Below are 22,378 nucleotides of genomic sequence, written 5' to 3'. Positions count from 1 at the left end.
AGCCCCCAAGTGTAGGGGTTTTGGGTCGCAGCGCTGGCTCAACGAGGACCGGAGCTGGGTCTGAAGTTGGGGTCGGAGGTGGGAGCAGCTTCAGACACGGGCAGATTGGCAGGCAAATGGCCGGCCAACTCCAACTGCATCACGATCATGTTGACCAAGGTGGCCACCGAGGGTCGCCCGGTCTCAATGACAAAATGCGCGACCTGGCGGTACAAGGGATCTCGGGTGGCGTACAAATCACGCAAGCGCTTCAAAGGGTCGTCGACCTGCAACAAAGGTCTGGCGTTGTCATGGCGCACACGGCGAAACACGTCCTCGGGGGTGGATCGAAGGTAAATCACCTGGCCTCGTTCGTGCAAATGCTGGCGGTTGACTTCGCGCAAAACTGCGCCCCCACCGGTAGCGATCACACCTTGATGGGTGCTGCTCAAGTCGTCCAACACCTGTTGCTCCACATCTCGAAAGCGGTCTTCACCCTCGCGTGCAAAAAATTCACGGATGGCACAGCCCAAGCGGTGTTCGATCACATGGTCTGAATCCACAAAAGGCAGCCCCAAACGGCGGGCCAATTGCCTGCCGATGGTGGTTTTTCCCGAGCCCGGAAGGCCCACAAAGATGATGCGCACGTGAAATCTCTGGCCAAAAACATAACCGGCCTGTTGGAGGCAGGCGTACAACAAGTCTAAGTAAGTGTATTCGACCCTTTGCCGAAAGTCTGAGCACGACCGACCAAAACACCACAGCCAGCCAATCGCCTTTCAAGGTGTGGCCACTGCCGGGGCGTCGGCCATGACGCGGGGTGTCAGGAAAATCAACAGTTCACTGTTGCGCTGGGTCCGGTCACGGTTTTTGAACAACCAACCCAGGCCAGGCACCGTGCCCAAACCGGGTACCCTGGCCTCGTTGTCGCGATCGGTCTCTTCGTAAATACCGCCCAACACCACCGTGCCTCCATCCTCCACCCTGACTTGTGTTTTCACGTGCTTGGTGTTGATGGCAAAGCCCGCCGGGGTAATCTGACCCACGCTGTCGCGGTTGACGTCCACATCCAGCACCACCGAGCCGTCCGGGGTGATTTGTGGCGTGACCTCCAGCTTCAGATTGGCTTTGCGGAATGTGATCGAGGTGGCACCACTGGCCGAGGCCGTCTGGTACGGCAACTCGGTGCCTTGCTCTATCAGGGCTTTGGTCTGGTCGGCCGTCACCACCCGGGGGCGTGACACCACTTTGCCCCGCCCATCCGCTTCCAAAGCCGAGATTTCAACATTGATGAAACGGTCTGCCGCCGCATTGAACAATGAGACTGCAAAAGTGGACGGTGTTTGGAGGGTCTGACCCGCATTGCCAGCAGGCAACCTGACCTGATTGCCTGTGACCACCCCCGGACCGACCACAGCATTGCTCGCGCCCAAAGCCAAGGTGCTGTTGCTGCCGCTGACCTGCAAAGGCATGGCCAAACCAGCCCCTAAGCGAACCCCCAAAGATTCGCCAAATTGCCGCTCGGCTTCCACGATGCGGGCCTCGATCATCACCTGCCGAATGGGCACATCCAAACGCTGTATCAGGGCATCTACAGACACCAAGCGGGATGGCACATCGGACACAAACAACTGGTTGGTGCGCGGATCAAACAACACACTGCCGCGAGAACTCAACATGCGTCCACCCGTGCCGGTCAATCCACCAGGCGCTCCACCCTGCAGGCGCTGGGCCAAATCAGCTGCACGCGCATGCTTCAGTCGAACAGGCAGCATCTGCAAGGGACTGACTGCGTCCAAGGCTGCACGGGACTCCAATTGCTTTCTTTCTCGTGTCGCCCATTCATCTTGAGGCGCCACCCACAAAACCCGACCATCCAGGCGGTAAGCCAGTCCTTTGGCCTGCAAAACGATGTTCAAGGCTTGAGGCCACGGCACATCGGACACGCGCACCGTGACCTGTCCGCCCACCCCGTCTGCAGCCACCAGGTTCAAGCCTGAAAAGTCAGCAAACACCTGCAACAAGGTCTTGAGAGGCACATCTTGAAAATTCAAACTGATAGGTTGATCGGCCTTGGGTAAATGGGGACCTGGCTCCGATGCGGGTGCTACAAAGGACACACTGGCGACAGGAGGCGCAGCCGTTTGCGCCATCAAAAAACCACAGCCATTGATCCACAAGAGCCCATGCAGCCAGGACCCATAGACACCCCAACGGCCACACCGTGCATTTATGAATTTCATGGCGCCCTGACCTCCATCGCTATAGATTGAATGCGACCGACTGCATCACGCACTTCCATGTCATCTCGGCCAATGCGCCAGACCCGGTGCCCCTCTATGCTGAGCTGGCGACCCTCTTGGATGCGAAACCAATGTGTGGCGTTGGCCACCACGGCTTCAGCTTGCGCGCCTTGACGCCAAATACCAATCAGGCGCATGGGCAGCATGGGCAAACGCTCGGGTTCGTTCGAAAAAATCAGTGGTTTTGACAGCGGATCTGTAACAACTGCCGATTCGGACGGCACACCCACAACCACACCAGTCAGTGGCAGAACACCCGCTCGAGCCTCTTGGTTCAACTTTGGAGCCATTTGAATAGGCAGATCAAAAATCGATACGGCTTCTTTTTGAAGAAGGGCTTTGGGCCTATCGGATGATTCAACAGCAAAAAACACACCGTGCTCAGTGTCTGCAGACGCGCCAGGCTTGAACCAAAGGCGCCACACCACCTCGATGTCCACACCCTCCTTGTTGGCACCGGGTACAACCCGTAAACGATCCATCGACCAGATGGGGCCCATGCTCAACAGCGACGCCCACACCCCTGTCCAATTTTCAAAACGGGCTTGAAGACGGAAAGACATGGCTTGACTGGACAAAGGAGCGAGCACAAGGTCATTGACGGGCTGAACGCCCATTAACCTGACCCCATGCTGGGCCAACTTGTTTTGCAAATGGGTCCAAAGCCGTTCTTGTTGGTCTGTTGTTGGTAAACGATGGATCTCATCCGACGCCACAGGACCTGCAATTTGAGGACGCGCGATAGGCGCTGCCATCAATTGGGATTGCAATGCCTCAACCTCGCTTTTGAGCTGTGCACGTGCCAACCAAATTGGCGAGTGCCACCAAACGCCCAATGCCCATGCCAACAAACAAGCTGCTACCGCAAAGCCCCAACGACGCGCCCACCACCGAAACTGCGCCTGCACGCGAATACCCCAATCGGCCCCACCCACATCCCAAGCCGTCCACTTTTCACGCATCCAACTCAGATGGTTCATGGCACAGCCCCTTTGGCCACGCTTTGAAGGTCCGTTGCCATCGGCTTGAAGCCAGGCCATGGACTGACCCAGACGAAATCCAGCCCCAAGGGTTCTGAGTGACCTTCAAAGTTTGGCCCTGTTCGGATGTTGACGCTGGTTTGTCGAACCCAATCGGTTGGCGTTGAACTCGGCGTTGCATTCGAGGCCGCTGCTGGTGCCTCTGATTCGGGCCGGTGCGCCTCCAGTTGGGCCATCAACCGATGCCGTGAAGATTTCAAAGCATCAAAGTCACGGCTCCAACCACTAAGCTCCAGTTTTCCGGACCCCAGTTGCAAACGCGTCAGTCGCCACTTCGCGTCTTGAACCTCGCCCAGCAAGACTTGGTTCAACGCAATCCATGCATGGTGCTGTTGTGAAATTTTCCGAAGCTGCTGTGATTGTTGGCGTTGGCGGTCTTGCTCAGCAACCCTTTGCTGCGCCAACTTCTGCTGCTGACTGGACGCCAGCCACTGGGCTTGCAACTGGGTCTGTTGCAAGCGCAAGCTGTGCACAGATTTCTCTAAGGCCAACAAGCTTATTCCGGCCAACAAGGTCCCCATGGCCAAACCGGCGAGCGTGGTGATGACCCGGTGTCGTCTTCGGCGCTGCTGATGTAACGCCGGGTAGTTCATCAGATTCCAGGACAAACTCATGTCCACGCTTTCAGTGCCAAACCAGCTGCCACCAAGCGAGGGCCAGCCGGACTTTGGAGCACCTCTTGAACAGACTGCTCCAAGGTCATAGGGCCGACCCGGGCAGTGGGCATTGCCTCGGTGTCTGTCAGCCGTGCAAGATCAAATTGCCAGTCCTGCACAGGACGCGTCAACAAAACAGTCAGGCCGCCACACAAACAAGAAGCGGCTCTTTGAGCTGCTTGCGCTACAGGCTCCACACTGGCCAACTGCCAACCTGAACGTTGAACGCATTGGTTGAAGCGTTCAATTGAAGCTTTATTGCATGCCACCCATAGCAATTGGTCCAACACACCGTCAGACAACAAGTCCATTTGCCAATCAAAGCTGATTTCTTGTGGCTCAAGGTCCAATGTCCGCGCAGCCTCCAACTGGACTTCGGCTTCACGGTCGGATGGACCGAGGCCCACTGGAATGGCCAAAACACCGCTCACCACTTGGTCCATGGGCAAACCCATATTGACACGATGGCGGCCCTGAAACGCACCGCGGGAGGCGCCACTTTGACGCAATCCATGGGATACGCCCAAGACACTTTGATCTTCCAAATCGCCTGCGAGGTACTGAACTGTGTGCACACCCATCCATGGCGAGGCCTCTTTGCCCAGGCCGAGCAAAAACCAGCCCTTCTGCGCCGGTGCCAAGCCCCAAGCTTGCTTGACGGCTCGCGTTCGCAGCCGTTGCGAAAGCCATGACGCAAACTGCATGCCTTGCCCCTTTAAGAAATCTTCAAAAGTCTGTCCGGACATGTTTTGTAACATGAATACGGTTTTTGTCCTTATTTTTTTAAAACCATATAGCTCATTTATTTGAACTAGCGGGCAATGTGAGGCGTGTACTTTTTTATAATGTGAAGCCGCCTGTACTTTGCAGTCTGCCTCCAGCACACCACCTATGCCCTCCAAAGACAAGCCAGCAACGCCCACAAACCAGCCCTCAGGCGCCAATGCATCCTCGGGCTGGATCGCATTGATTTTCAAGATGGTTTTATGGGCCGCCGGTCTGCTGGCAGCTGGTCTGGCGAGTCTGTTGATGGTGGTGGGCGTGGCCATGGTCATGGCCTATCCGAACTTGCCCGATATCTCGGACTTGGCCGAGTACAAACCCAAACTGCCGCTCCGGGTGTTCACCGCCGATGGCCAGTTGATGGGCGAGTTTGGCGAGGAACGCCGCAACCTGACCCCCATCAAAGACATTCCCAAAGTCATGAAGGACGCTGTGCTGTCGATCGAAGACAACCGCTTTTACCAACATGGCGGCGTAGACTACTTGGGCATTTTGCGGGCAGGTATCGCCAACATGGGTCGGCTCAAAAGCCAAGGCGCTTCCACCATCACCATGCAGGTGGCGCGCAACGTTTACCTCTCTTCTGAGAAAACCTACACCCGCAAAATCTATGAGATTTTGTTGACCTACAAGCTAGAGCATTTGCTGACCAAGGATCAGATTCTGGAGATCTACATGAACCAGATCTTCTTGGGCAACAGGTCTTATGGTTTTGCCTCGGCTTCAGAGGCTTACTTTGGCAAAGCGCTGAAGGACATCACCATCGCTGAAGCGGCCATGCTCGCAGGCTTGCCCAAAGCGCCCTCGGCCTTCAACCCCATCGTGAACCCCAAACGCGCCCGCTCACGCCAGCTTTACATCATCGAGCGCATGGAAGAAAACGGCTACATCACCTCCAAACAGGCCGTGCTGGCCAAAGCCGAACCCTTGCGCCTCAGGTCTGCAGCCGACAGAAAGAATTTACATGCTGAATTTGTGGCCGAAACTGTGCGGCAAATGGTCTTTTCCCAATACGGCGAAGAGACTTACACACGGGGCATCAATGTGTACACCACGGTGCAATCGGCGGAGCAAATGGCCGCTTACAGAGCCCTTCGGCAAGGTCTCATGGACTTTGAGCGCCGACAGGTTTACCGTGGTCCTGAAAAGTTCATCCAACTGCCCAACGATCCCAAACTGGCCGAAGACGCCATTGACGACGCACTCGAAGATCACCCAGACAATGGTGACGTGATGTCCGCTGTGGTGCTGCAAGCTTCGCCCAACAAAGTGGTGGTGGTCCGCCAAAACAGCGAGCAGATCACCATCACCGGCGCTGGCCTAATGCCTGCCCAATCTGGCTTGTCTGACAAAGCCCCATCGGCCAAGCAAATCCGTAAAGGCGCCGTGATTCGCATCGTGCAAACGGCCAATGGCAACTGGGAAATCACACAGCTGCCCGAAGTTGAAGGCGGTTTTGTCGCCATGACACCCCAGACCGGGGCCATCCGGGCTTTGGTCGGCGGTTTTGACTTTGCCAAAAACAAGTTCAATCACGTCACCCAAGCTTGGCGCCAACCGGGCTCGAGCTTCAAGCCGTTTATTTACTCCGCCTCGCTCGAAGCCGGTCTTCGTCCAGCCACACAAATCAACGACTCGCCCCTGTTCTTTGACGGTGGCGTGACCGGAGGCCAACCTTGGGAGCCCAAAAATTACGACGGCAAGTTCGATGGGCCCATGAGCATGCGGACTGGTTTGGCCAAATCCAAAAACATGGTGTCTATCCGCATTTTGCAAGCCGTAGGGCCTCGCGCAGCCCAAGAATGGGTCACGCGATTCGGTTTTGACGAAGACAAGCACCCACCCTACCTCACCATGGCCTTGGGAGCGGGCTCTGTCACTGTCATGCAAATGGCCACAGGCTATTCCGTATTTGCCAACGGAGGCTACTTGGTACGGCCCCACCTGATCACCCGCATCACCGATTACAAAAATCGGGTTTTGGTGGAGAGCCCTCCCCAAGCACCCGCCGCAGACGCCCCACGTGCCATTCCCGAACGCAATGCTTTTGTAATGAACAGTTTGCTGCAAGAAGTCACACGTTCTGGCACTGCAGCGCGAGCGCAATCGTTGCTAAAAAGGCAAGATGTCTATGGCAAAACAGGCACCACCAACGACGCCATGGATGCCTGGTTCGCAGGCTATCACCCCAACTTGGCGGCAGTGGTCTGGATCGGCTATGACACGCCTCGCAAACTGGGTGACCGCGAAACGGGCGGCGGCTTGAGTTTGCCGGTGTGGATCAAATTCATGGAAACGGCTTTGCTAAGCCAACCATCGACCAGCCTACAAGCCCCAGAGGGCGTGGTTCAATCTGGCGGGGACTGGGCCTACACCGAATTCACTGGCGAGGCCGGTGTCAGCAGCTTGGGCATGGAGCCCGGAGGCGGGGGATCCAAGCCAGGCAGCATGCCGCCTGTCGACGAAAAAAGGCGGATTTTGGATCTGTTCCGCCAATGACGGTACCCGAACTGCCCAGTGGTCAGGGCTTGAAAAGCAGCGGCTGTCCAGATTGCTCTGATGCATAACGCGACAAGCTTTGCCAAAACTCTCCTTGGCCCTTGGTGTCTTGCCAAGCCGCTCCGTCAAACTTGTAGTGAAAACCACCGCAACGTGCGGCCAGCCACACCTCATGCAAGGGCTTTTGCAAATTGACGATGATTTGACTGCGGTTGGCAAAGGTCAAGGTGACCATGCCCCCCACGCGCTGGTTGTCAATGTCCACATCGGCATCGTCGTTCAGCGCATCGCAGCTGTTTTCTATCCCCGCCAACAGGCGTTCAGCTTGGTCCAAAAATTCAAGGTCGGTCATTACAATCGATGCATGTTGAAGGTAAAGAAGATTTTAGTCACCACGCTTGTCCTTGTTGGCAGTGCGGCCGTCTTGAGCGGCTGCGGTCAAAAGGGTCCTTTGCGCGCGCCTGATTCACCCGCCTCTGTCCATCGGGCCACTCTGCCCCAGTCGCTCAACCCTTGGCACGACCCATCCTCGGCGCAAACCCACCGCCGAGCACCCGAAACGTCCACCCCATCGGCTGGGTCGCGTGCGGCTACGCACGTTGCACCCGACACCCTCTTTTTGATCTCACCCTCGGCTTCTGATGCCGTCACACGATGAACGCCCCTGTCGCCCTCAAAACCTTGCCCGGACAACCGCACATCGCCTACCAAAACGATGGGCTGATGGTGGAAGGCGTGCGCTTGTCAGATTTGGCCAGTGAGTACGGCACGCCCTTGTTTGTGTACTCCAAAGCCGCCATGTTGTCGGCTCTGGGTGCATACCAGCGCGGCTTTGCAGGGCGCAAAGCGCAAATTTGCTACGCCATGAAGGCCAACTCCAGCCTGGCGGTGCTGCAAGTTTTTGCCGATGCCGGCTGCGGCTTTGACATCGTCTCGGGCGGTGAATTGGCCCGCGTCCTGGCTGCAGGGGGCGATCCGGCCAAAGTGATTTTTTCTGGCGTTGGCAAAACCCGCGCCGAAATGAAACAAGCTTTGCAAATCGGCATTGGCTGCTTCAACGTCGAAAGCGAAGCGGAGCTGGATGTGCTGAGCCAAGTGGCCGTCAGTGCCGGCAAAAAAGCACCGGTCAGCTTGCGCGTCAACCCGAACGTTGACCCCAAAACGCACCCCTACATCTCTACTGGTCTCAAAGGCAACAAATTTGGCATAGCACACGAGGACACCCTGCGCGCCTACCGCCATGCCGCCAGCTTGCCGGGTCTTCATGTGGTAGGCATTGACTGCCATATAGGCTCGCAAATCACCGAAACCACGCCATATCTGGACGCGATGGACCGCGTCCTTGACCTGGTGGCAGAAATCGAAGCCGCAGGCATTCCGATCCACCACATCGATTTTGGTGGCGGCTTAGGGATCAACTACAACGGCGACACACCGCCCGAGGCCGATATGCTGTGGGCACAGCTCTTGGCCAAGCTCGATGCGCGCGGCTACGGCCAGCGCCAGCTGATGATCGAGCCCGGCCGCTCCTTGGTGGGCAACGCAGGTGTGTGCCTGACCGAGGTCATGTACCTCAAGCCTGGCGAGCAAAAGAACTTTTGCATCGTCGATGCCGCCATGAACGACCTGCCCCGCCCCGCCATGTACCAAGCGTTTCACCAAATCGTGCCGGTCACACCGCGATTGGGAGCTGATGCTGGGGACAGTGTGCTGTACGACGTGGTGGGCCCTGTGTGCGAAAGCGGCGATTGGATCGGACGTGACCGGCAACTGGTGGTGCAAGCCGGCGACACGCTGGCCGTGTTGTCGGCAGGCGCTTACTGCATGAGCATGGCCAGCAACTACAACACCCGGGGGCGTGCGGCCGAAATTTTGGTCGATGGCACCCGCGCCCACCTCATTCGCCAGCGCGAGTCGGCATTTGACACCTTTGCGCTGGAGCAGTTGGTCTAAACACCTTTTGTTGGCGGTCTTGGCTTCATCAGCAACCTGGACAGCCGCCAGCCCAGCAAACCCGCCAATAGAGCGGCATACAGCAGCACTTCATCAAAGTCCTGTTTGCCGGCACGCATCCACCAAAAGTGCAAAACCGCCAACACGGCGACCGCATAGACGCCCCGGTGCAACATCTGCCAACGCTTGCCACCCAGCCAGCGCATAGCGCTGTTAAATGAAGTCGCGGCCAGTGCCAACAAGATCACGAAGCCACTGAAGCCCAACCAAATAAAGGGGCGCTTGACGATGTCTTGTAAGGTGTCGGCCAACTCAAACCCCATGTCAAACCAGGCATAACTCAGCATGTGCAAGCTGGCGTAGAAAAACACCAGCAGGCCCAACAAGCGCCGAAACTTGGCCAATTCGGGCCAACCCGCCAAGATGCGCACGGGGGTCACAGCCAGCACGACACACAAGCCTCGGATGGTCCAGTCGCCCGTAGCCCGGATCAAGGCCTCTGCGGGGTTGGGGCCCAATTGGTCTTGCAGGGTCAGCAACACCAACCACGCCAAGGGCATCAAACCCATGAGCAACATCACCCACCAAGCAGCGGGGTGACGCAGCGCCGCTCTCATGACCTCAAAACACGGGCTGTCACCGACATCAGAAAAACTTTTTCAAGTCCATGCCAGCGTACAACTGACCCACTTGCGTTTCGTAACCATTGAACATCAGGGTCTTGCGTTTTTTGGCCAACAAGCCGTCTTCGCCAATGCGACGCTCGGTGGCTTGACTCCAACGCGGATGGTCGACGAGAGGGTTCACATTGGAGTAAAAACCGTACTCTTGAGGTGCCGATTTTTCCCATGAAATCACCGGTTGTTTTTCCGTGAAGCGGATCTTGACCAAACTTTTGCCACTCTTGAAGCCGTACTTCCATGGCACCACCAAACGCAGGGGTGCGCCGTTTTGCTTAGGCATGACTTCGCCGTACATGCCAAACGCCAACATGGTCAACGGGTGCATGGCCTCGTCCATGCGCAGCCCCTCCAAATAAGGCCAATCCACCACGCCACCCCGCACTCCGGGCATGGTTTTCGGGTCGGCCAAAGTCACAAATTCCACGTACTTAGCGCCTGGCAGGGGCTCGACACGGCGAATCAAATCGGCCAGCGAGTAGCCTATCCACGGGATCACCATCGACCATCCTTCGACACAACGCAGGCGGTAGATGCGCTCTTCCATGGCACCCCACTTCATCAAGTCCTCCAGATCCACTCGGCCTGGCTTCTTGACCAAACCCTCAATCTCCACGCTCCAGGGGTCGGTTTTGAGCGTGTGCGCCCGTTTGGCCGGATCGGCTTTGTCGGTGCCAAACTCGTAAAAATTGTTGTAGGTCGTCGCATCCTTGTAGGGCGTCAATTTATCCATGACCACCCCACCTGCCAGCTTGGTGGGCACAGAAGCCATGGGTGGCAATTGCCCCGGCCTGACCATCTGGGCCCGTGCATCGCGCACGCCCCATGCGGCCAAGGCCAAACCTGCCGAGCCCGTGGCAGCCTGACGAATCAGCGCCCTGCGTTGCAGGTACACCGCTTCTGGCGTGATTTCACTGTTGACAGGGTGCTGAAAACCAGAGCGGGAAGATAAGAAAATCATGGTTGAACCTTTGAAGTCACGAAGCAATTGTGAACTTTTCGGCCGTCAGCTGCAGAAACCAGTCATTTCAAAGATCATTGGATCTGCCCTTCGTGGCTCAGGACAAATACGCGCAGATTTGAACCAACGGGGCTTCGCTTGATGCTATTGGCTCTGCGAATGCCCCATGGTCAATCAGAGCGTGCCGTAGCTGTGCAGGCCGCTCAAAAACATGTTCACGCCCAAGAAAGCAAAGGTCGTGATGCCCAAGCCCACCAAGGCCCACCAAGCAGCCACCGTACCGCGCAGGCCTTTCATGAGGCGCATGTGCAACCAGGCCGCGTAGTTCAACCAAACGATCAGGGCCCAGGTCTCCTTCGGGTCCCAACTCCAATAACCTCCCCAAGCCTCTGCCGCCCACAAAGCGCCCAGCACCGTGGCGATGGTGAAGAAGGCAAAGCCCACAGCGATGGATTTGTACATCACATCGTCCAGGATTTCAAAGGACGGCAAGCGCTCGGCAATGCGTCGACGGCCGAGCAAAATACCCGCCACGATGAAGGCGGATATGCCGAAGTAAACCATCCAGTAGCTGCTGGTCTGGTCGTTGGCCGATTGGCGGAATACGACCGGCTCAAAGCACAGCACAATGCCCAGCAACCACAGGGGTGCCAGCTTGTACCAGCGGGTCTCGGTCGCTTGTTGTTTGATCAGGTAAGCAAAAGCCACCATGGCCGCCAAGGCAAATGTGCCGTAACCAATGAAGTTGGCCGGAACGTGCAATTTCATCCACCAGCTCTTGAGGGCGGGCACCAAGGGCTGAATCTCGTGGGCTTCACGCACCAAGGTGTACCAAAGCAAAAAGCCAACGGCTGCACTCACCACCAACATGACGAATGCGCCCAGAGCACGGGTTTTGTACTGCGCTTCGTAGTACAGGTAAAAGGCCGTCGTCATCCAGCAAAACATGATGAAGACTTCGTACAGGTTGCTCACCGGGATGTGCCCGATGTCTGGGCCTAACTGGTGGCTTTCGTACCAGCGCACCAAGGTACCGATCAGGGCCAAGCCCACCGCCACCCAAGCCATGCGCGAGCCCAAGGACTCCATCGCGTCGGCCTGACCCCGGATGAATATGCCCGCCCAATAAAAAACAGTGCTGATGAAAAACAGCATGCTCATCCACAGGATGGCCGACTGGCTCGACAAAAAGTACTTGAGCAAAAACACCTGCTCTGCCCTTGCCAGGTCGCCTTGGTAAAGGTAGATCGCCAGCAAGGACAAACCCGTCACCACCAAAATCAAGGTGCGCAAAGGACGCCAAAACCAGGCCAACCAAATCACTGCAGGCAAGCTGCCGATCAAGATGGCTTGCTCGTAAACATCCATCGCTTGTTGATAACGGCTGAAGGCGAATACGGTACCCAACAAGGCCAGCAAAGCAAAGCCCCAGTCCAGTGCCGAACGGCTAGAAAAGTAGCCTGGATTCAAAGTGACAGTGGTCATGTTGTTTTCTCGGAGCGGCCCAACAATCGGGCGGTCAATTGGTCAAATTCACGGTCCACGTCCATGGTCTTGCGGTTAGAGGACAAAGCCATGTTCGCTTGGGCACCATCGCCTTGCGGCGATAGCCAGATCCACAAGCGACGATCACGAACATACAGCATTGCAAAAATACCCAAGATCAAAAGGGCACAGCCTAAATACACGATGGACTGGCCCGGCGCTCTGGCCACCTGGAACACGCTGGCTTGCACCTGCTTGAAATCTTTCAGCAAAAACGTCATGGGCGCAGCATAAAACGGCGCATCTGACAGCGCCAACACCGCCTGCGTCATGAAGCCTTGCACCTGCTCTGAAGGCATCGGTTTGGCACCGGCTTGCTCCCGGGCCACCGCGTCAAGCTCAAACAAGGCACCGTTCAAAATGCGCACAAACATTTCGCCCGCACGGGCTCGTTCGGCCTCAGGCACATTCGACTCCAAAAAATCCGCCAAAGCCTGCAGTCCAGAGACCTGTTTGCCCTGCACCTGCTCCAAACCGGCAAACAAACCCAAAGAACGGGCAGCCGAATCGGCCAACTGCTGCGTTAACTCAGGGCGCTGCGGGTCAACGGCCTTGCGGGCGTAACGCTGCACTGCACGGTTGCGCAACTCGGGCGTATCAAGCGCGGCGCGCAAACGGATGAAACCGGTCAACTCGCTGTTCTCATCGGCGGGTGGACGCAGGTAACGGAATGGCTCACTGGGCGTCTCGCGCATGCCCAACAAGAACACGGGCACACCGTCGCCCGTGTCCACGGGTAACATGTAATTGTTGTATTCGCGGGCTTGGCCAGCGCCATCGCGCAGTTTGTAACTCACACTGGGGCCCACATTGCGCAATTCTTTGGTTTGGGTGGTTTTATTGCCCGCACCCAAACGCTCATCAATGGCGCTGCGCAGATCCACCTTGCGCACATCCACCGCCGTGCCTTGAGGGCCTTCGCCACCCGACATGTTCTCCACGTTGATCACGCGCAGGCCGGTGAACTCCAAGCTCAGTTTTTCGTTGCCATTGGTCAGGTCGGTACTGCCGCCAATCGTGCCTTCCACCTCACACGACTTGGTGGCGGCCGACATGGGCACCGCTTGCAAGGTGACCTGAGAGCCACCGTCGTCAAAGCTGGACTGGTAAATATTGATGCCCTTGAAGCTGGCCGGATGGTTCACCTCGACACGGGCTTCTTGTTTTTCACCCGTGGCCTTGTCGTGGATGATGATGTCGCTGGCAAACAGCTTGGGCATGCCAGTCGAGTAGTACTCGACGATGAATTTTTTCAGTTCGATCACAAAGGGTAACTCTTGCAACAAGATGCCATTGGATTGGCTCAAGATCGCCGTTCCCGAGGCTGTGTCTTCGGCCACCAGCAAATTGCCCCGGAAAGCCAGGTTGCGTTCGGACAATCGGTGCTGCGCAGGCACATCGGCAATCAAGCCGCCACCGTTGTAAATTTCCTTGCCGCCAAACCACATCTGGGCGCGCACCATCAAGTCGCCATCCAGCAAACCGCCCACACACACCAACACGATGGCCGAGTGCGCTGCGATGTAACCGATCTTGTTGGCCGCACCCGCTTTGGCCGCCAACATCCAGCCCTTGCCTGCCGGTGTGTCGCGCTCTTGCAGCTTGACCTTCCACCCCCCTGTGGCCAGCAAGGCCCCCAGGCGTTTGGCGGCAAGCTCAGGCGCTTCGTTCAAATGGCCTTCGGCCTTGTGGTGGAAGGCCTTGAGGCTTTGTTCGCGGATATTTTCTTTGTAGTTTTTAAGATCCACCAAGATCTTGGGGGCATTGCGGGCAATGCACAAACTGGTGCTGATGACCAGAAAAGCCAGGATCAACAAAAACCACCAAGCGCTGTAAACCGAGTTGAGTTTGAGGGTGGCGAACAATTCAGCCCAAAATGGTCCAAATTGATTGATGTAGTTGTTGGTGGGCTCGTTTTGTTTGAGCACTGTGCCAATGACCGAGGCGATACAGATGACCGTCAGCAAAGAGATGGCAAAGCGCATGGACGACAGCAACTCGATCACGGCCTGCCTGCGGGAGGAGCCGTGCTCGGAGTCTGGGCTGGAAGCAACAGTCGTCATGGGGTGTTTGAAAAAAGAGCCGCGCCAGAAGGGGCAAGGAGGTGAGCGTTGGAAACAACAAAGGCCGGAAAGCCGGCCTGTGTGCATGTCATATCAGCCGATTCTTAATTGTGCCGCAGGCTCAAGGCCTTCAGGACAAAACCCCCAGATGGCTGCAGGGCAAAACTGCAGCAACCCAGGAACTCGGCTGACAAGCGGTCAGCGAAGACCTGCGATGTAGTCAGAGACCGCTTTGATTTCGCGGTCGTTCATCTTGGCGGCCACTTGGGTCATTTGCAAATTGTTCTTGCGAACACCTTCGCGGAACTGGGTGAGCTGGGCAGCGGTGTACTCTGCGTGCTGACCGGCGAGGCGCGGGTACTGTGAAGGCATGCCAGCGCCATTGGGCGAATGGCAGCTCACGCAAGCCGCAATTTGACGGTCTGGAATACCGCCGCGGTAAATGCGCTCACCCCAAGCCACGGTCTCTTTGGCACTGGCAAAACCGGGCTTAGCCTGCTTGGAAGCCAACCAAAAAGCGATGTTGCGCATGTCGTCATCGCTGAGCGCTGCGACCATGCCGCTCATGACGGCATTGGCACGCTTGCCCGATTTGTACTCTTGCAATTGCTTGAGCAGGTATTCAGGGTGTTGTTGGGCCAGCTTGGGGTTGGATGGCGTGCTGGAGTTGCCATCGGCAGCGTGGCATGCCACACAAGCTTGGCTGAAGATGGCTTCGCCTTTGGCCAGGTCGGGCTTGGCGGCCTTGGTGGCGGGGCCAGCGGCCAGTGCAGAACCGGCCACCAAGGCGGCCGACAGAGCGGTGATCAAGAGAGAGGAAATCGACTTCATGGCGTGATCCAAGAGTTGGCGCAAAACCCAAGGATTCTACAATGAGGTCCGCGTCAGTTTCCTGACGACCCAAGGTATCCCTGATTTATGAGCTCCCGCCCCCCAGTTCGCGTTCCAGCAAAGCCCGCAAAAGTCCCCAAAGCCAATGCGGCCGCGACTTCGGTGGTTCGCAATAACCCCGCATCTGTCACGCCCATGGGCTGGATGCACACGGCCCGCTTTTTGACCACCGCCGCGCAATTGCACCATTTGCCCGCGATGGACACCCCCGAAATCGCCTTTGTAGGCCGCTCCAACGCCGGCAAATCCACCTGCATCAACACCCTGACACAAAAGAAGCAGCTGGCTTTTGCCTCGAAAAAGCCTGGCCGCACCCAGCACATCAACCTGTTTGCTCTGGGCAAGCAAGGCATCACCGATGCGGTGCTGGCCGACCTGCCCGGCTACGGCTATGCCGCCGTGGCCAAGATGGACAAGCTGCGCTGGCAGCAAGTCATGGCCAACTACCTGGTCAGCCGCGACAACCTGACCGGTATCGTCATGATGTGCGACCCCCGCCACGGACTGACCGAGCTGGACGACATCCTGCTGGAGGTGATCCGCCCCCGCGTCGAAGAGGGCCTGAAATTTCTGATCATCTTGACCAAAGCCGACAAACTCACCCGCGCTGAACAAGCCAAGGCCTTGTCGATTGCGCGGCTGCAAGCTGGCGGCGGTGAAGTCAAACTCTTTTCCGCCTTGAAAAAACAAGGCGTAGACGAAGTGGCGCAACTGCTGTGGGACTGGACCCACCCGGCCGATGGCGCTGTGGCAGCACCCCAAGCCGCCGAGCCACCCGAAGAAGAAACTGAGGCCGTGGATGAATGAGCGCGTGCTTCAAAGCACCTCGGACCCGCGCCACCGACCAGGTCAACCCAAAGTGATCCGCTGTGCCCCAAGTTACACCCTCTCAGCCTGAGATCCAGACCTGGCAACAAAACCTGCCCCATGGCATCGATTTGAGTTGCCGGGCGTGTGGGGAACCCGGTCGCCCCGTGCTGCTGTTTTTGCACGGCTTTCCAGAGGGCGCCTGGGTCTGGGACCCCTTGCTGCTGCATTTCTCAAAACCTGAAAACGGCGGCTACCGCTGCGTGGCCCCCAACCTGCGGGGCTACGAACGCTCCAGTGCCCCCGATGACGTCAAGGCCTACCGCGCCAAGCACTTGGTCCAAGACATCGCAGCGCTCATCGACACCGAATGCAAAACCCAAGGTGGTCGTGCGCCGTTGGCCGCCTTGATCGCCCACGACTGGGGCGGTGCCGTGGCCTGGAGCCTCGCCAACCAGCACCCAGCGCTCCTGCAAAAACTGGTCATCGTCAACTCGCCCCACCCCGGCCCCTTTTTGCAGGCGTTGCAAAACGACCCAGCTCAAAAAACGGCCAGTACTTACATGAACTTTTTGGTCCAGTCCGATGCAGCGGCCCAATTGACGGCGAATGACTTTGAACGACTGTTTGGTTTTTTAACGGGCCAAGACCCCTCGCTGCAATCGCTGACCTCCCAAGCGATGGCTGGCCAAGCCGACTGGCTGACACCCGCAGTCAAAGCGCAATACCGCCAAGTTTGGCAGCACGGCCTGCAAGGCGGTCTGAATTACTACCGCGCGTCGCCCCTGCGTCCGGCAACCCCTACCGACCCGGGGGCAAACGCCGTGCAAATCCCGCCCCAAGGGCTGCGCATCGAGGTCCCTACCCTGGTCCTGTGGGCTCAAGACGATGTGGCCCTGCTGCCCTGCCTGACCGAAGGCTTGGACGAACACATCGCCGATCTGAAAACAGTGCCCATTGCCAACGCCACCCACTGGGTGGTGCATGAGCAGCCCCAAAGGGTGATCGAGGAAATCTCTGCCTTTTTAAAAACGTGAGTGAGCCCTAGGCCCCTTCAATAAAAGCCAGGCTCACCCTCAGGCCGGGTCTTGAAACGCTTGTGCACCCAGTAATACTGCTCGGGCATGGTTTCAATCACTGCCTGCAAGGCCCGGTTCATCTGGGCTGTGTCTGCCAGCGCATCCGCCGTCGGGAAATCTGGCCAAACAGGCCCCACCTCCAAGCCATACCCCTGCGGCGTCAACCGGGTGGCCACCATCAGCACTCTGGCACGCCCCAAACGCGCAAAACGTGACAAAGACGGCACCGTGGCCGCTTGAAGGCCATAAAAAGGCACGAAAACCGAGTCCTCACGGCCAAAATCCATATCGGGCAAAAGGTACAACTTGTCGCCCTCTCGCAGACCGGACACGATTTGCTTGACCCCTTGTTGCCTGAAAAACAACTTGATGCGCCCCGACCGGTTGCGCCCTTGCCGCACCCACTCGTCCAGAATCGGGTTGCGCTGCCGCGTGTAGATGCTGGCCATGGACACGCCCTGCAACATGGTCAATACGGTCCCGCCTGCGTCCATGCCCACAAAATGCGGGGCCAGCATCACCACGGGCTCGGCCCCCTGCAAAGGACTGACATCACCCTTGACCGACAAGCGCCTGCGCAACACCTCCTCAGATCCATGCCAAAGCCATGAGCGATCTATCAATGACTGCATCAAAACCACAAAATGACGCCTGGCCAGGTGCCCACGCTGCGCTGCGCTGAGTTGCGGGAAACACAAGCCCAAATTGACCTGAACAATGTGCCGTCTTGAATGGGCGAAGGCAAACAAGACATGGCCCAACAACCACCCCAAAGTCCGCAAAAGCGGCAAAGGCCAAATCGCCAAAAAGCGCATGAAAAGAGGGACCCAACGCATCACGAATCCTGGCGCGGGGCCTTGTAACGGGCATAGCCCCACAAATGCTGTTGTGGGCAGGCCAGCACCATGCCCTCCATCGCTTGGTTGATTTGCACCACCGCCGTGTTCAGATCGGACGACAAATCGTGGCCCAAGGTGCGTGTGTGCAACCGATACCCACGACCCCAAGGCAACCGCTCACCCCAAATCAGCACCACATGGGCACCGGTTTGCAAAGCCAGCCTCGCAGCCAAGGTCATGGTGTAGGCCTGTTTGCCAAAGTAAGGGGCCCACTGTCCCATGCCCTCAGGTGGCACCTGGTCAGGCAACAAGCCCACCGCTTCGCCAGCCCGCAAAGCCTTGATCATCTGCCGCACACCAGCCAAGGTGGTGGGCACGGCCTGCAAACCCGGCCGATTGCGGGCCAAAGCCATCACCTCATTCAAGGCCGCGTAGCGTGCAGGGCGGTACAGCACCGTCAATTGGCCGTGTTGGGCGCCAAATCTCAGCGCCAAAGCCTGCGCCGTGATTTCAAAGCAACCCATGTGAGGCGTCAAAAACAACACCCCCTGCCCTTGTGCATAAGCCTCAGCTGCAGCACGGTCATCGGCCCACTCCAAAGGCGGCGTGCGCCCGAGCCACAAACGCGGCAACTCGGCTGTCATGCGGCCCGCTTGCCCCACAGCCCCCCATACGGCTCGCCAGTCAAGACCTGCCTGTTTGGCGTTGTCCAAAAAACGGCGACGGTAAGTTCCCGAAAAAATCCAGGCCAGCCAACCGCCCACACCCCCAAGGGCATGCAAGGCCCAAAGAGGCCAACGAGAAAAAAAACGAAACCAACTCAACATGGGGGAGATTTTGCCTTGAACCCACGCAAAGCCCTGAACGCTCAGCCTCAAACGCTTTACCGGTTTTCTTCTGCCCGACTACCGGTTCAACAAGGCACCTTGCCAACGTGGCTTGGCCTACGATTCAAAAAGGCCAAAAAACCCAATTTCAACGAAGCTCACAACCTTGGGAACAAGCACATGAAAACACCACAAAATCCACAAAATTACTTCAGCACGAGCCAAGCCGCCAAAGTTCTCGGCCTGTCGGTGGGCACCGTACAGCGCATGGTCCAAAACGGGGTCTTTAAAGCCTTCGTCACCCAAGGTGGTCACCGCCGCATTCTGTCCACCTCCCTGAACGACTATTGCCAAAAGCAGGGCGTCAGCACCATCGGCTTGGTGCCTGCGCACCCCGTTGCACAAATTTATGTGCTGCACGACGGCGCACACATGACACCGGCCCTCAGCCATCTCAGCACATGGTCCTGCGTTACCGTCATGACCCACCCACTGGATTTGATGGAGATAGGCCCAGAACTCGCGGTTTTGTTTGTGGACGCGCGCATGGCCTGGCTGCACACCTCCCCCGCGCATCTGCACAACGCCCGGATGCAAAACACGCACATCATTCTGTATAACAGCGAACATTTACCCGTCAACAGCCTGTTCACCGAAAGCCAGAACCTGCACCTTTTTGCGGGTGACATCAGCACCGATTTGGTGGACGGCTACTTGCTCTGCCTGCAGCAACAGCAGCCCGAAACCATCCGTTGCCACTAGAAACCCTCGACTTGTTTGCGACCGGGGTCTTGAAACGCCCCAAAAAGCCCTTATCATTAGCACTCGATAGGGATGAGTGCTAACAATCACACGCCCTTCAGATTTCAGCAGCACCCAAACAGGTGCTTTTGTTTTTCAACCCTTGTTTCAATTCAGGAGATTCCATGAAACTGCGTCCTTTGGGCGATCGCGTGATCGTCAAGCGTATCGAAAGCGAAACCAAAACAGCCTCGGGCATCGTGATTCCCGATTCGGCTGCAGAAAAGCCAGATCAAGGCGAAGTCTTGGCCGTTGGCCCCGGCAAAACCAATGACAAAGGCGAGACCAAAGCCCTGAGCGTCAAAGTCGGCGACCGCGTGTTGTTCGGCAAGTACAGCGGCCAGACCGTCAAGGTCGGTGGCGACGAGCTGTTGGTCATGAAAGAAGAAGACCTGTTCGCAGTAGTCGAATAACTTGCGGGACAGAGCGAACGATGCGCGATGCGCCCGTTCGCTCTGTCCTCAACTGATCAAATCAATTTAATTCAGGAGCTATCAAAATGGCAGCAAAAGACGTAATTTTCGGCGGCGAAGCCCGCGCACGCATGGTTGAAGGCGTGAACATTTTGGCCAACGCGGTCAAAGTGACTTTGGGCCCTAAGGGTCGCAACGTGGTTCTGGAGCGTTCTTTCGGCGCCCCCACCGTGACCAAGGACGGTGTGTCCGTGGCCAAGGAAATCGAACTCAAAGACAAACTGCAAAACATGGGCGCGCAGATGGTCAAGGAAGTCGCTTCCAAGACTTCTGACAACGCAGGTGACGGCACAACAACCGCCACCGTGCTGGCCCAAGCCATCGTGCGCGAAGGCATGAAGTACGTGGCCGCCGGCATGAACCCGATGGATCTGAAGCGCGGCATCGACAAGGCAGTGACTGCCCTGATCGAAGAGCTGAAGAAGGCCACCAAGGCCACCACCACCACCAAAGAAATCGCCCAAGTCGGTTCGATCTCTGCCAACAGCGACCACAGCATCGGCGACATCATTGCCAAAGCCATGGACAAAGTGGGCAAAGAAGGCGTGATCACTGTCGAAGACGGCAAGTCTTTGGACAACGAACTCGACATCGTCGAAGGCATGCAGTTTGACCGCGGCTACCTGTCGCCTTACTTCATCAACAACCCCGAAAAGCAAGCCGCTTTGCTGGACAACCCCTTTGTGTTGTTGTTCGACAAAAAGATCAGCAACATCCGCGATCTGCTGCCCACACTGGAAGCCGTTGCCAAAGCTGGCCGTCCTTTGTTGATCATTGCCGAAGAAGTCGAAGGCGAAGCCTTGGCTACTTTGGTGGTCAACACCATCCGTGGCATCTTGAAGGTTGTCGCCGTCAAGGCTCCAGGCTTTGGTGACCGTCGCAAAGCCATGTTGGAAGACATCGCCATCCTGACCGGCGGCAAAGTGATCGCTGAAGAAGTCGGCCTGACGCTCGAAAAAGTGACTTTGGCAGATCTGGGTCAAGCCAAGCGCATCGAAGTGGGCAAGGAAAACACCATCATCATCGACGGCGCTGGCGCTGCGATCGACATCGAAGCCCGCGTCAAGCAAGTGCGCGTGCAAATCGAAGAAGCCACATCTGATTACGACCGCGAGAAGCTGCAAGAGCGCGTGGCCAAGTTGGCTGGCGGTGTGGCCGTGATCAAGGTTGGCGCTGCCACCGAAGTCGAGATGAAAGAAAAGAAAGCCCGCGTTGAAGACGCCCTGCACGCCACCCGCGCTGCTGTGGAAGAAGGCATCGTGGCTGGCGGCGGCGTGGCATTGCTGCGTGCACGTCAGGCTGCTGGCACCATCAAAGGAGACAACGCTGACCAAGACGCCGGCATCAAGCTGGTGCTCAAAGCCATCGAAGCGCCTTTGCGCGAAATCGTTTACAACGCTGGCGGCGAGCCATCGGTGGTCGTTAACGCAGTCATGGCTGGCAAAGGCAACTTTGGCTTCAACGCGGCCAACGACACCTACGGCGACATGATCGAAATGGGCATCTTGGACCCCACCAAAGTGACACGCACTGCATTGCAAAACGCAGCGTCTGTGGCCTCTTTGATGTTGACCACAGAGTGCATGATCTCCGAAGCCCCGAAGGACGAGTCCGGCGCTGGCGGCGGCGGCATGCCTGACATGGGCGGCATGGGTGGTATGGGCGGCATGGGCATGTAAGCTTGGGCATGTAATTGCCCCGCTGTCCGGACTGAGGGTTTGCGCCCTCACCCGGCCAAAAACAAAGCCCCGCAAGGTGAAAGCCTTGCAGGGCTTTTTTGCATCTGCACGGTGGATTTCGCTTGTGCCTATAAGATGTGCGCATGCGTTTTTGTTCATGGTGCTTGATGGGTTCGTGGCTGCTCAAGTTGAGCCTGGCTTTGGCCATGGGCTTGACCGCCTTCGCTTCGCCCGGATGGGCCAAGCCAGAGGGCACCGCCCCGCAACAAGAACAGCACCACGGCGCCCATGCCCAGCACCACATGGCTGCTGATGACGCTGACAACAGCCTTGACAGCACGCCCGACAGCACCCACTGCACCGCACATGCCGACTGTCACCACTGCTGCCCGTTGGCCTGGGGCAGCTGGGCGGGTTTAGGCGTGCAGGCCGCACCTACCCAGCCACCTGCTCGGCAAGTGGCTCCCTGGCACAGCGCCAGCTGGTTGCCCGCTCTGCGTCCCCCCAAGGCCTGACACCT

The 22,378-nt window shown here is 57.5% G+C and carries 22 protein-coding genes; 9 read left to right on the top strand and 13 right to left on the bottom strand.

Annotated features, from left to right (window positions below; translation table 11 throughout):
* Positions 1–38 precede the first annotated feature (38 nt).
* The 5 genes from Q1M54_RS09960 to Q1M54_RS09940 form a co-directional block, all read right to left on the bottom strand.
* Positions 39–626 carry a shikimate kinase gene (locus Q1M54_RS09960; RefSeq protein ID WP_300556793.1) on the bottom strand — a complete coding sequence of 196 codons (588 nt, stop codon included), beginning with the start codon at positions 624–626 and terminating at the stop codon, positions 39–41.
* A 132-nt stretch (positions 627–758) separates the two neighbouring features.
* Entirely contained in the window at positions 759–2,222 is a 1,464-nt protein-coding gene (gene pilQ, locus Q1M54_RS09955) for a type IV pilus secretin PilQ (RefSeq protein ID WP_300556791.1), read from the bottom strand.
* Positions 2,219–3,262: a hypothetical protein gene (locus tag Q1M54_RS09950; RefSeq protein WP_300556789.1), complete on the bottom strand. Its 1,044-nt coding sequence runs from the start codon at positions 3,260–3,262 to the stop codon at positions 2,219–2,221. Before Q1M54_RS09950 ends, pilQ begins: the two co-directional genes overlap by 4 nt.
* Positions 3,259–3,936 carry a hypothetical protein gene (locus Q1M54_RS09945; RefSeq protein WP_300556787.1) on the bottom strand — a complete coding sequence of 226 codons (678 nt, stop codon included), beginning with the start codon at positions 3,934–3,936 and terminating at the stop codon, positions 3,259–3,261. Before Q1M54_RS09945 ends, Q1M54_RS09950 begins: the two co-directional genes overlap by 4 nt.
* Entirely contained in the window at positions 3,933–4,682 is a 750-nt protein-coding gene (locus Q1M54_RS09940; protein WP_300556785.1) for a hypothetical protein, read from the bottom strand. Before Q1M54_RS09940 ends, Q1M54_RS09945 begins: the two co-directional genes overlap by 4 nt.
* A 187-nt stretch (positions 4,683–4,869) precedes the next feature.
* Here Q1M54_RS09940 and Q1M54_RS09935 point away from each other — a divergent pair, with 187 nt between their 5' ends.
* A complete protein-coding gene (locus tag Q1M54_RS09935) occupies positions 4,870–7,260 on the top strand; it encodes a penicillin-binding protein 1A (protein ID WP_300556783.1) in 2,391 nt (796 codons plus the stop codon).
* Between the two features lie 22 nt (positions 7,261–7,282).
* On the opposite strand, the gene cyaY is transcribed toward Q1M54_RS09935, so the two are convergent.
* On the bottom strand, positions 7,283–7,612 hold the full coding sequence (gene cyaY, locus Q1M54_RS09930; RefSeq protein WP_300556780.1) for an iron donor protein CyaY: 330 nt from the start codon (positions 7,610–7,612) through the stop codon (positions 7,283–7,285).
* Positions 7,613–7,624: 12 nt separating this feature from the next.
* Here cyaY and Q1M54_RS09925 point away from each other — a divergent pair, with 12 nt between their 5' ends.
* Both Q1M54_RS09925 and lysA read left to right on the top strand, forming a co-directional pair.
* Positions 7,625–7,918: a lipoprotein gene (locus Q1M54_RS09925; protein WP_300556778.1), complete on the top strand. Its 294-nt coding sequence runs from the start codon at positions 7,625–7,627 to the stop codon at positions 7,916–7,918.
* Positions 7,915–9,213 carry a diaminopimelate decarboxylase gene (gene lysA / locus Q1M54_RS09920; RefSeq protein WP_300556776.1) on the top strand — a complete coding sequence of 433 codons (1,299 nt, stop codon included), beginning with the start codon at positions 7,915–7,917 and terminating at the stop codon, positions 9,211–9,213. Before Q1M54_RS09925 ends, lysA begins: the two co-directional genes overlap by 4 nt.
* Here lysA and Q1M54_RS09915 read toward each other — a convergent pair.
* The 5 genes from Q1M54_RS09915 to Q1M54_RS09895 form a co-directional block, all read right to left on the bottom strand.
* Positions 9,210–9,830 (bottom strand): protein-methionine-sulfoxide reductase heme-binding subunit MsrQ, encoded by a 621-nt coding sequence (locus tag Q1M54_RS09915; protein WP_300556774.1) that lies wholly within the window; start codon positions 9,828–9,830, stop codon positions 9,210–9,212. The two genes, lysA and Q1M54_RS09915, sit on opposite strands and share 4 nt — an antisense overlap.
* A gap of 28 nt (positions 9,831–9,858) precedes the next feature.
* Positions 9,859–10,854 carry a protein-methionine-sulfoxide reductase catalytic subunit MsrP gene (gene msrP / locus Q1M54_RS09910; RefSeq protein WP_300556773.1) on the bottom strand — a complete coding sequence of 332 codons (996 nt, stop codon included), beginning with the start codon at positions 10,852–10,854 and terminating at the stop codon, positions 9,859–9,861.
* Between the two features lie 174 nt (positions 10,855–11,028).
* Entirely contained in the window at positions 11,029–12,339 is a 1,311-nt protein-coding gene (gene ccsB, locus Q1M54_RS09905; RefSeq protein WP_300556771.1) for a c-type cytochrome biogenesis protein CcsB, read from the bottom strand.
* Positions 12,336–14,462, bottom strand: a complete 2,127-nt coding sequence (locus tag Q1M54_RS09900; RefSeq protein ID WP_300556769.1) for a cytochrome c biogenesis protein ResB — start codon at positions 14,460–14,462, stop codon at positions 12,336–12,338. The genes ccsB and Q1M54_RS09900 overlap by 4 nt, the downstream gene beginning before the upstream one ends.
* A 198-nt stretch (positions 14,463–14,660) precedes the next feature.
* The gene (locus tag Q1M54_RS09895; protein WP_300556767.1) at positions 14,661–15,293 is read right to left on the bottom strand and encodes a c-type cytochrome; all 633 of its coding nucleotides are present in this window, start codon (positions 15,291–15,293) and stop codon (positions 14,661–14,663) included.
* A 195-nt stretch (positions 15,294–15,488) separates the two neighbouring features.
* On the opposite strand from Q1M54_RS09895, the gene yihA reads away from it, so the two are divergent.
* Together yihA and Q1M54_RS09885 are read left to right on the top strand one after the other, a co-directional pair.
* Positions 15,489–16,160, top strand: coding sequence for a ribosome biogenesis GTP-binding protein YihA/YsxC (gene yihA / locus Q1M54_RS09890; RefSeq protein WP_300556842.1), 672 nt, complete (start codon positions 15,489–15,491; stop codon positions 16,158–16,160).
* Positions 16,161–16,222: 62 nt separating this feature from the next.
* A complete protein-coding gene (locus tag Q1M54_RS09885) occupies positions 16,223–17,197 on the top strand; it encodes an alpha/beta hydrolase (RefSeq protein ID WP_300556765.1) in 975 nt (324 codons plus the stop codon).
* Positions 17,198–17,214: 17 nt separating this feature from the next.
* Here Q1M54_RS09885 and Q1M54_RS09880 read toward each other — a convergent pair whose 3' ends face one another.
* The gene (locus Q1M54_RS09880; protein ID WP_300556763.1) at positions 17,215–18,075 is read right to left on the bottom strand and encodes a lipid A biosynthesis acyltransferase; all 861 of its coding nucleotides are present in this window, start codon (positions 18,073–18,075) and stop codon (positions 17,215–17,217) included.
* Entirely contained in the window at positions 18,075–18,905 is an 831-nt protein-coding gene (locus Q1M54_RS09875; RefSeq protein WP_300556761.1) for a lysophospholipid acyltransferase family protein, read from the bottom strand. Before Q1M54_RS09875 ends, Q1M54_RS09880 begins: the two co-directional genes overlap by 1 nt.
* 180 nt (positions 18,906–19,085) lie before the next feature.
* Here Q1M54_RS09875 and Q1M54_RS09870 point away from each other — a divergent pair, with 180 nt between their 5' ends.
* The 4 genes from Q1M54_RS09870 (at position 19,086) to Q1M54_RS09855 (ending at position 22,373) form a co-directional block, all read left to right on the top strand.
* On the top strand, positions 19,086–19,667 hold the full coding sequence (locus Q1M54_RS09870; protein ID WP_300556758.1) for a helix-turn-helix domain-containing protein: 582 nt from the start codon (positions 19,086–19,088) through the stop codon (positions 19,665–19,667).
* A 164-nt stretch (positions 19,668–19,831) separates the two neighbouring features.
* A complete protein-coding gene (groES, locus tag Q1M54_RS09865) occupies positions 19,832–20,119 on the top strand; it encodes a co-chaperone GroES (protein ID WP_019426307.1) in 288 nt (95 codons plus the stop codon).
* Positions 20,120–20,205: 86 nt separating this feature from the next.
* On the top strand, positions 20,206–21,858 hold the full coding sequence (gene groL, locus Q1M54_RS09860) for a chaperonin GroEL (RefSeq protein ID WP_019426306.1): 1,653 nt from the start codon (positions 20,206–20,208) through the stop codon (positions 21,856–21,858).
* A 143-nt stretch (positions 21,859–22,001) separates the two neighbouring features.
* Positions 22,002–22,373 carry a hypothetical protein gene (locus Q1M54_RS09855; protein ID WP_300556755.1) on the top strand — a complete coding sequence of 124 codons (372 nt, stop codon included), beginning with the start codon at positions 22,002–22,004 and terminating at the stop codon, positions 22,371–22,373.
* Positions 22,374–22,378: the final 5 nt, after the last annotated feature.

It is taken from the genome of Limnohabitans sp. Rim8 (genome assembly GCF_943326455.1).
Classification (GTDB): Bacteria; Pseudomonadota; Gammaproteobacteria; order Burkholderiales; family Burkholderiaceae_C; genus Limnohabitans_A.
The sequence above is the reverse complement of the archived record's forward strand: the minus strand, read 5'-3'. Positions and strand labels throughout refer to the sequence as shown.